Annotated in this window: 6 protein-coding genes; 5 read left to right on the top strand and 1 reads right to left on the bottom strand. The window is 43.5% G+C overall.

Annotated elements, in window-relative coordinates; translation table 11 throughout:
- Positions 1–92 precede the first annotated feature (92 nt).
- From rnc to ftsY, 5 genes are read left to right on the top strand one after another with little or no spacing between them, the layout of a single operon-like run.
- Positions 93–794, top strand: coding sequence for a ribonuclease III (gene rnc / locus AC3E8G_RS06715; protein WP_154858814.1), 702 nt, complete (start codon positions 93–95; stop codon positions 792–794).
- Entirely contained in the window at positions 785–4330 is a 3546-nt protein-coding gene (gene smc, locus AC3E8G_RS06710) for a chromosome segregation protein SMC (RefSeq protein WP_154857664.1), read from the top strand. Before rnc ends, smc begins: the two co-directional genes overlap by 10 nt.
- Complete coding sequence (locus AC3E8G_RS06705) at positions 4320–5117, top strand: HAD family hydrolase (protein ID WP_154857666.1); 798 nt, start codon at positions 4320–4322, stop codon at positions 5115–5117. The genes smc and AC3E8G_RS06705 overlap by 11 nt, the downstream gene beginning before the upstream one ends.
- Positions 5114–5935, top strand: a complete 822-nt coding sequence (locus AC3E8G_RS06700; protein WP_154857668.1) for a Cof-type HAD-IIB family hydrolase — start codon at positions 5114–5116, stop codon at positions 5933–5935. The genes AC3E8G_RS06705 and AC3E8G_RS06700 overlap by 4 nt, the downstream gene beginning before the upstream one ends.
- Positions 5935–7605, top strand: coding sequence for a signal recognition particle-docking protein FtsY (gene ftsY / locus AC3E8G_RS06695; protein WP_485769920.1), 1671 nt, complete (start codon positions 5935–5937; stop codon positions 7603–7605). The genes AC3E8G_RS06700 and ftsY overlap by 1 nt, the downstream gene beginning before the upstream one ends.
- A gap of 64 nt (positions 7606–7669) precedes the next feature.
- On the opposite strand, the gene zwf is transcribed toward ftsY, so the two are convergent.
- Positions 7670–9136, bottom strand: a complete 1467-nt coding sequence (gene zwf, locus AC3E8G_RS06690; protein WP_233331299.1) for a glucose-6-phosphate dehydrogenase — start codon at positions 9134–9136, stop codon at positions 7670–7672.
- Positions 9137–9153 lie beyond the last annotated feature (17 nt).

The raw sequence follows: 9153 nt of genomic DNA, 5'->3' as shown, positions 1-9153 counted from the left end.
TTTTTGGTATAATAGAGGGGTGTATCTTTTGGACGGAATAGGTCACAGGATTCGATCCAGATGCATAAATGAAGAAAGAAAGTAGTAACGTGATGCAATCCTTATATAACCTTCTTGTTGAGAAATTTCGGCTGACTTTTGACGATACAGAATTGTTGGAAACAGCTTTTACACATACCTCATATGCGAATGAGCATCGCCTCTTAAAAATTTCACATAATGAACGTTTGGAATTTTTAGGAGACGCTGTTCTCCAGTTAGTGATTTCCGAATATTTATTTGCCCTCTACCCTAGTAAGCCAGAGGGAGATTTGTCAAAAATGCGTTCCATGATTGTTCGTGAGGAAAGCCTGGCAGGTTTTTCCCGTGATTGTGGTTTCGATCAATTTATCAAACTTGGCAAGGGAGAGGAAAAATCTGGTGGACGTAACCGAGATACCATCTTAGGAGATTTGTTTGAAGCTTTTTTAGGCGCCTTACTCTTGGATAAGGGAGTAGAGATGGTGCGGAACTTCATTCAGCAAGTCATGATTCCTAAAGTCGAGGCAGGTCAATTTGAGCAAGTGATTGACTATAAGACGCGCTTGCAAGAAATCCTTCAAATCCATGGAGATGTCTTGATTACCTATGAGGTGACGAGTGAGTCAGGACCGGCTCATGCCAAGGAGTTTGAAGTGCAAGTGTCTGTCAATGGGAAAATCATCGGTCAAGGACGTGGCCGGTCTAAAAAGGCTGCAGAACAAGAAGCAGCAAAAAAAGCAGTGGAGAATAAGGTGGATCCCTCATGTATTTAAAGGAAATTGAGATTCAAGGATTTAAGTCTTTCGCAGATAAGACCCGAGTCATCTTTGACCAAGGGGTAACCGCAGTGGTGGGCCCTAACGGATCTGGAAAATCGAACATTACGGAAAGTCTGCGCTGGGCCTTAGGGGAATCGAGTGTCAAGAGCCTACGTGGTGGCAAGATGCCGGACGTGATTTTTGCAGGGACTGAAACTCGGAAACCCTTAAACTACGCCTGTGTAACGGTAGTACTGGATAACCGGGATGGCTTTATCAAACAGGCTGCTAAAGAAATCCGCGTGGAGCGTCATATTTATCGATCGGGTGATAGTGAATACAAGATTGATGGCAAGAAAGTCCGTTTGAGAGATGTCCATGATCTCTTTATGGATACTGGACTTGGGAGAGATTCTTTCTCTATTATTTCCCAAGGGAAGGTTGAAGAAATCTTCAACTCCAAACCAGAAGAGAGACGGGCTATTTTTGAGGAAGCCGCTGGGGTTCTTAAATTTAAGACGCGTCGCAAGGAAACGGAATCTAAGTTGGTTCAGACCCAAGATAATTTGGACCGTCTGGAAGACATTATTTTTGAGTTAGAGGGGCAAATCAAACCTCTTGAGAAGCAAGCCCTTGTGGCCAAACGTTTCTTAGAATTGGATCAACAACGCCAAGTTCTTTATTTGGATGTTTTGATTGCACAAATTGAAGTCAATAAAAAAGATTATGATCAAGCCGTCCAAGAAGAAGCCTCTATCCAAGAGCAATTAAAGGCTTATTACCAGAAAAGAGAAGAGTATGAGGCGGAAAGTCTCCGATTGAAACAGAGTCGTCAGACCCTTCAACACCAATTGTCAGATGATCAAGCTAGCCTCCTGGAATTGACTCGCCTCTTAAGTGATTTGGAGAAACAAATCGAATTGGCACGCTTGGAGTCGCAACAAGTCGCTCGAAGTCGTCAGGAAAATCAAGAGCGGGTCAATAGTCTGGAAGAGCGTCTACAAGTTCTTCGGAACCAGTTGGAAGAAAAACAAGCTAATACAAAGAGTCTTCAAGAAGAACTGGAAAAGAGCCAAGTAGCTCTGGAAGGTCTGGAGAAAGAGTTGGCCAGCTTCTCAGAAGATCCAGATCAGGTGATCGATTATTTACGTGAAAAATACGTAGCCTTGATGCAGGATGAAGCGGAGCGATCAAACGAATTAACAACCATTGAAAATCAATTGGAAACCTCAGCTCAATTGTCACAAAGTAAAAAGGAAGATTACCAAAATCAAATCCAAATGGTGACAGAATTGCAAGAAAAAGAGCAGGTTGCTCAAGAAGCTTATCAAGGAGCTCAAGAGCATCTGAAACACTTGCTTGAGACCTATCAGTCAGATGCAAAACGATTTGAGGAAGCTCGCCAGGCTTATCAAGAAGCGCAAGCCAAGATGTTTGATTTACTGGATCAAAGCAAGGAAAAACAGGCTCGCATTAACAGTTTAGAGGCGATTCAAAAAAATCATAGTAATTTTTATGCGGGTGTGAAGAGTGTCTTACAAGAAGCGGCTCGCTTAGGTGGGATCGTGGGAGCTGTCAGTGAAAAACTTTCCTTCTCACCAGAGTATCAGACTGCCTTAGAGATTGCTCTGGGAGCCAGCAGTCAGCATATTATCGTAGAAGACGAAGGAGCAGCAACACGGGCAATCGAACATCTGAAGAAGAATCGCTCGGGTCGGGGAACCTTCCTTCCATTGACAACTATTAAACCACGCTACCTTGCAGGAAAGAATCAAGAACTGATTGAATCCTGTCCAGGATTCCTAGGAATGGCTAGCAGTTTGGTGGACTATGATCCTTCCCTCGAGTCGATTTTCCAAAACCTTTTGGGTGTCACAGCTATTTTTGATACGATTGAGCACGCCAAGGCGGCTGCACGCAAGGTTGCCTACCAAGTTCGTATCGTGACGCTGGATGGAACTGAACTGCGCACGGGTGGTTCCTATGCAGGGGGAGCGAATCGAAGCAATAATTCGATTTTCATCAAGCCAGAACTGGATCGCTTGCACCAAGAATTGGCCTCTCTTCAGAAGAACTTGCGAGAAGTAGAAGGGCAGGTTCAAGAGCAACAGGACCAAGTGAGCCAATCACAAGAAACACTAGAATCTTTGAAAGGCCAAGGAGAAGGGGCTCGACTAGAAGAGCAACGCCTTCAATTGGCTTTTGAGCAAGCTCACCAGCAACTCTTGGATGCCCAAGAACTGTTAGAACTTATCCGTACAGAGCTGGATGAAGGTAGCGACCAAGAGCTCCTCCAAAAACGGGATCACTTGCAAGCGCGACTGAAAGAAATTGAGGCGGAAAAAGAGCAAGTCACTGCTGAGATTGAAGAAGTCAAGCTCAATAAAGATGTCGTTGTCGAGAAAATTGAAAATTTACGAGCAGCCATTGCCAAGCTCCAATTACAGAAAACAGAGTTGAAGAGTCGATTGACTTATGACCAAACAGATGCCGAACGCTTGCAGCAAGAGTTGGCTTCTACTGAACGGGAAATCCAAGCTCTCCAATATGCGATTGAGCAGGGAGAAGATCGACATGAGAAAATCGATGTTTCTGTCCTTGAAAAACAACTGCAAGCAACCCTTCAAGAGAAAACCGCTCTGGAGCAAGCTGTGATTCGTAAGCAATTTGAATTAGAGGATTTGGAAGGCCAGTCTGAAGATGTAGCGGGTCATATGGAACAAGCCCGTCGTCAAAATGAGGAGTGGATTCGCCTACAGGCCAAAGCAGAATCCAATCGCGATCGATTAGCAGACAAATTGAATAAACTCATGTTGGCACTGACAGACGAATTCAAGATGAGTTTTGAAGAGGCATCTAATCAGGCCAACGAACTAGAAAATCTAGCCCAGTCTGAGCAAGTCTTAAAAGACTTGGAGAAAGCGATTAAAGACTTAGGACCTGTCAATATTGATGCTATCGAACAATACGATGAGGTCAAGACTCGGTTTGATTTCCTTTCCGGTCAACGAGAAGATGTCTTGGCAGCGAAGAATCTTCTTCTCGAAACCATTAATGATATGAATGATGAGGTGAAAGAACGCTTTAAGTCTACGTTTGAAGCAATTCGTGAATCCTTCCGAATCACCTTTAAACAGATGTTTGGGGGAGGATCAGCTGATCTCATCTTGACGGATGGGGATCTCTTGTCAGCTGGGGTCGAGATTTCTGTTCAACCGCCTGGTAAGAAAATTCAATCCTTGAATTTGATGAGTGGTGGGGAGAAAGCTTTGTCAGCATTGGCGCTACTCTTCTCAATCATTCGTGTCAAGACTATTCCATTTGTCATCTTGGATGAGGTAGAAGCGGCTCTAGACGAGGCCAATGTTAAACGTTTTGGGGATTACCTCAATCGTTTTGATAAGGAAAGTCAGTTTATTGTGGTTACCCACCGTAAGGGAACCATGGCGGCAGCAGATTCCATCTATGGAGTGACCATGCAAGAATCTGGAGTCTCTAAGATTGTATCTGTGAAGCTGAAAGATATAGAAGGAATGGATAATGGAAATTAAATTAGTCGCAACCGACATGGATGGGACCTTTTTGGATGAAAATCATCAATTTGATCAAGCTTTATTCCTAAAGGTATTAAATAAGTTTCAAGAAAAAGGGATCTACTTTGCGGCAGCAAGTGGTCGGTCTCTCCTCTCTTTGAAGACAATCTTTAAAGAGGTTCAGGATCAGATTATTTTTATAGCTGAAAACGGCAGTGTTGTTGAGTTTCATGGTGAAGATGTCTATGAAGCGACCATGAGTCCTGAATTTTACCAAGCCATGTTTGCCAAGTTACAAGAAAGTCCTTATTTCGATAAAAATAAGTGCTTGTTAACGGGAAAACGCGGGAGCTATGTTTTAAAGACCGTTGATCCAGACTATCTAGCTGCTTCGCAAAACTACAATGAAAATATTCAAATGGTGTCTGATTTTTCAGAAATTGATGATCTTGTCTTTAAGATGACCACCAATTTTGACCAAGAAGTATTAGCGGAAGGGGAAGCCTGGGTTACCCAAAATGTTGAGGGTGTTAAGGCTATGACCACTGGTTATGAGTGCATTGATATTGTCTTGGATTATGTGGATAAGGGAGTCGCCATCCAAGCCCTAATGGATCAGCTAGGCATTAGTCGAGATCAAGTCCTAGCTTTTGGGGATAATCTCAATGATCTTCATATGATGCAGGTTGTTGGCCATCCAATTGCACCAGAAAATGCCCGTCCAGAGATTTTGGAATTGGCTGAAACCATCTTGCCCCACCATTCGACAGGATCTGTCCTTCGTTTCATGGAGGAAGAATTATGAGTCAGATTAAGGTTATCGCACTAGACTTGGACGGTACTCTCTTAAACTCAGAGAAGAAAATCTCCCCTCGGAACTTAGCTGCCATTCGTGCAGCTCAAGAAAAAGGGGTCAAGGTAGTTTTGACGACGGGTCGTCCCCTCAAGGCTATGGATTTTCTGCTTCAAGAGATTGGGACTGCCGGCTTGTCAGATGAATACACCATTACGTTTAATGGTGGCTTGGTACAAAAGAATACAGGGGAGATCATTGCGAAGACAGTTTTCTCTCGTGATGATGTCGTCCGTATTTATGAGGAGACAGAGGCCCTTGGTTTGCCCCTAGATGCCATCAGCGAAGGGAATGTTTATACACTGGTATCTGATCAAGAATCTCTTTACCCTCTCTATAATCCTTACTTGAACTTTATTCCCGTTTCTATTGAAGATTTGTCCAGTCAGATTTCCTACAATAAGTGTGTAACGGCCTTTCAACAGGACTATTTGGATGGCGCTATTCCAAAGATTTCTCCTGAATTAAGGGAGCGTTTTGAGATTTTTAAATCCAGAGACATGCTCTTGGAATGGTGCCCCAAAGGAGTGCAAAAGGATCGAGGCTTGGAAGCTTTGGTGGAGTATTTAGGAATCGATGCTAGTCAAGTCATGGCCTGTGGAGATGAAGCCAACGATGCCAGCATGTTAAAATGGGCAGGACTAGGAATCGCTATGGCCAATGCGGTGGATGAGGTGAAGGAGATTGCCACTCTAGTCTCAGACTATACCAATGATGAAGATGCAGTCGGAAGAGCGATTGAAGAATATGTATTGAAGGAGGGTCAATAATGGGATTATTTGACCGACTATTTGGAAGAAAAGAAGAAACAAAACCACAAGCCCAAGATCTTACAGAAGAGCTTGTGGAAAGCCCTGAGGAATCGAATTCTCCAGCTGAGCCAGAACCAAGTAAGAGTTCGCAAAGTGATGAGGCTAAGATTTCGGCAATGGAAGCCTACTACGCAGAATTAAAAGAGCGAATGGCTGCCGAATCAGCGCGATCATCGCAAGAGTCGACAGCATCTATTGAAGAAGAAGTTCCTTCAGAAGAGCCTGTAAATCAGGAAACAACTATCGAGGAAGAGGGCTCTTCTCAACTAGAGCAAGCTACCTCTCCTGAGGAAGTAACCGAACCTGCTCCTGTTCCTGAAGAACAGACTATAGAAGTAGAAACGTTACAAGAAGAGAATCTTGAAGAAGAGCCTCTGAATTCTTCATCAGATCTAGCTCAAGATGCTCTTGTAGAGGAAGTTCTTGCAAAGAATGAAACAGAGGATGAGACTTCAAGTCTTTCCAAAGAACCCGAGGAAGTAATTGAAGAAGCAACTACTGAAAGTTCAGAGGAAGAAACAGGAGAGTTTGAAGAAGACACTCCAGTAGAAGAAACAACTAGCGAACCTGAAGATACAGAAGAGCTTGAAGCAGAATTCCCAGTAGAGGAACCTACTAGTGAACCTGAAGTTTCAGAAGAGGTTGAAGAAGAGCCTGAAGTAGAAGAAACGACAAGTGAGCCAGAGATTGCTCAACCAACAGAAACGGTTCAAGAAAAATACAATCGAAGCTTGAAGAAAACTCGGACTGGCTTTGGTGCTGCCCTAAATGCATTCTTTGCTAACTTCCGTTCTGTCGATGAAGAATTCTTTGAAGACTTAGAAGAACTCTTGATCATGAGTGACGTTGGAGTCCAAGTCGCTTCGAATCTGACGGAAGAGCTCCGCTATGAAGCACGCTTGGAAAATGCCAAAAAACCGGATGCTTTGCGTCGCGTGATTATTGAAAAATTGGTAGATCTCTATGAAAAAGATGGCCAATACAATGAGCAAATCAACTTTAAGGACGGCTTGACCGTCATGCTCTTCGTCGGAGTGAATGGCGTTGGGAAAACCACTTCTATCGGAAAACTAGCTCATAAGTACAAGAAGGAAGGGAAAAAGGTGATGCTAGTCGCAGCAGATACCTTCCGGGCAGGAGCTGTTGCTCAGTTGGCTGAATGGGGACGCCGTGTGGATGTGCCCGTTGTCACAGGTCCTGAGAAATCAGATCCTGCAAGTGTGGTCTTTGATGGGATGGAACGAGCAGTGGCAGAACAAGTCGATGTTTTGATGATTGATACGGCTGGTCGCCTTCAGAATAAAGACAATCTGATGGCTGAATTAGAAAAAATCGGTCGCATTATCAAGCGCGTGGATCCTACAGCCCCTCATGAAACCTTCTTGGCCTTGGATGCGTCTACAGGACAAAATGCCCTGGTCCAAGCCAAGGAATTCTCTAAGATCACGCCGATTACTGGTATCGTCCTCACTAAGATTGATGGAACAGCTCGAGGAGGAGTGGTTCTTGCCATTCGAGAAGAATTGGATATCCCAGTGAAGTTAATCGGTTTTGGTGAAAAAATCGATGACATCGGTGAATTCAATTCTGAAAACTTTATGCGTGGCTTGTTAGAAGGCTTGATATAAACAAAAAAACTCATCTCAAGAAAGAGATGAGTTTTTAAGTTACACTTTTAGTCAGTCGGATAATTTATTCTTCAATTGCTGGTTGCCAGACCCATTGTGCATTGTAATCCTTCAAGAGGTCAAAGGAAGCTTGAGGTCCCATGGTTCCAGATTTATATTCATGAAGAGGGACTTGATTTTCAGCCCACATGTGTTCGATTCGGTCAATTAACTGCCAAGAGGCTCTAACTTCGTTCCAGTGGCTGAAGTTGGTTGAGTCATTGTTCAAGACATCATAGATCAATTTTTCGTAAGGCTCTGGAGAAGCACCAGTTGCAGTAGCTTCTGTTACATAGTCGAAGGAAATGGGAGCAATCTGGAACTGCTCGCCAACTTCTTTTCCGTTGACACTGAGAGAGAAACCTTCATTTGGTTGAATGTAGATGGTAAGCACGTTTGGTGCAATTTCCTGACCAAAAATAGAGTCCATTTGTTTGAAGACGATATTGACATGGGTACCCTTTTTGGTCAGACGTTTTCCTGTACGGAAGAAGAAAGGGACTCCACGGAAGCGATCGCTATCCACAAAGAAGGCTCCAGAGGCAAAAGTCTCGGTCATGGATTCAGGGTTGACATTTGGTTCACTACGGTAAGAGATGTCCTTTTTCCCTTGAATTTTTCCAGAACGGTATTGACCTCGGATAAATAGTTTCTTTAATTCTTCATCAGATGGGTTGACCAATTGTTCAAAGACTTTCACCTTCTCTTTACGGATATCTTCCTTGGTGAAGGAAGCTGGTTTGTCCATAGCTAAAAGAGAAAGCAGTTGAAGGGTATGGTTTTGGACCATGTCGCGAAGGGCACCAGATTCATCATAGTAGCCACCACGTTCTTCGACTCCTAGTCGTTCTGCAAAAGTGATTTGAACATTGTCGATATAGTCACGGTTCCAGATGTTTTCAAAGATTAGGTTGGCAAAGCGGAGGGCAAAGATGGACTGGATCATTTCTTTACCAAGATAATGGTCGATCCGGAAAATTTGCTCTTCCTCAAAGGTTTCTTCCAATTCTTTGTTGAGCTGACTAGCTGTTTCCAAATCCGTTCCAAATGGTTTTTCAACGATCAAACGCTCAAAGCCTTTTCCATCCACAATGCCTTCAGATTTCAAATGTTTGGCAATCGTACCAAAGAATTGAGGTGCCATGGATAGGAAAAAGAGTTTATTATGTTCAGCTTGGTAAGTGTCATTGAGTTGATTTTGGAGTTCACGAAGCTTGATGTAGTGCTCCGTGTCATTGACATCGTGACTTTGATAGTAAAAATGGCTGGCAAATTCTTGCGCCTGTTCAGGACTGTCTGCTAAATCTGAAATGGATTCAACGACAACGGATTCAAAGTATTCTTTGCTCCAAGGTCGACGAGCAGTTCCTATCACTGCAAAATGCTCGGAAAGATTTCCGGCTTTATAGAGTCTAAAAAGGGAAGGGTAGAGTTTGCGTTGAGCTAAATCTCCACTGGCCCCGAAAATGGTTACAATTACTTTTGAGGACATGTTCATACCTATTTTCT

The organism is Streptococcus sp. SCPM-O-B-15294 (M123), from assembly GCF_058200455.1.
This window is presented reverse-complemented; position numbering and strand designations above follow the sequence as displayed.

Excerpts from the sequence above, each read along its gene's own strand:
- AC3E8G_RS06700 (WP_154857668.1), top strand. The coding sequence starts at position 5,114 with ATGAGTCAGATTAAGGTTATCGCACTAGACTTGGACGGTACTCTCTTA.
- rnc (WP_154858814.1), top strand. The coding sequence starts at position 93 with ATGCAATCCTTATATAACCTTCTTGTTGAGAAATTTCGGCTGACTTTT.
- smc (WP_154857664.1), top strand. The coding sequence starts at position 785 with ATGTATTTAAAGGAAATTGAGATTCAAGGATTTAAGTCTTTCGCAGAT.
- zwf (WP_233331299.1), bottom strand. The coding sequence starts at position 9,136 with ATGTCCTCAAAAGTAATTGTAACCATTTTCGGGGCCAGTGGAGATTTA.
- AC3E8G_RS06705 (WP_154857666.1), top strand. The coding sequence starts at position 4,320 with ATGGAAATTAAATTAGTCGCAACCGACATGGATGGGACCTTTTTGGAT.
- ftsY (WP_485769920.1), top strand. The coding sequence starts at position 5,935 with ATGGGATTATTTGACCGACTATTTGGAAGAAAAGAAGAAACAAAACCA.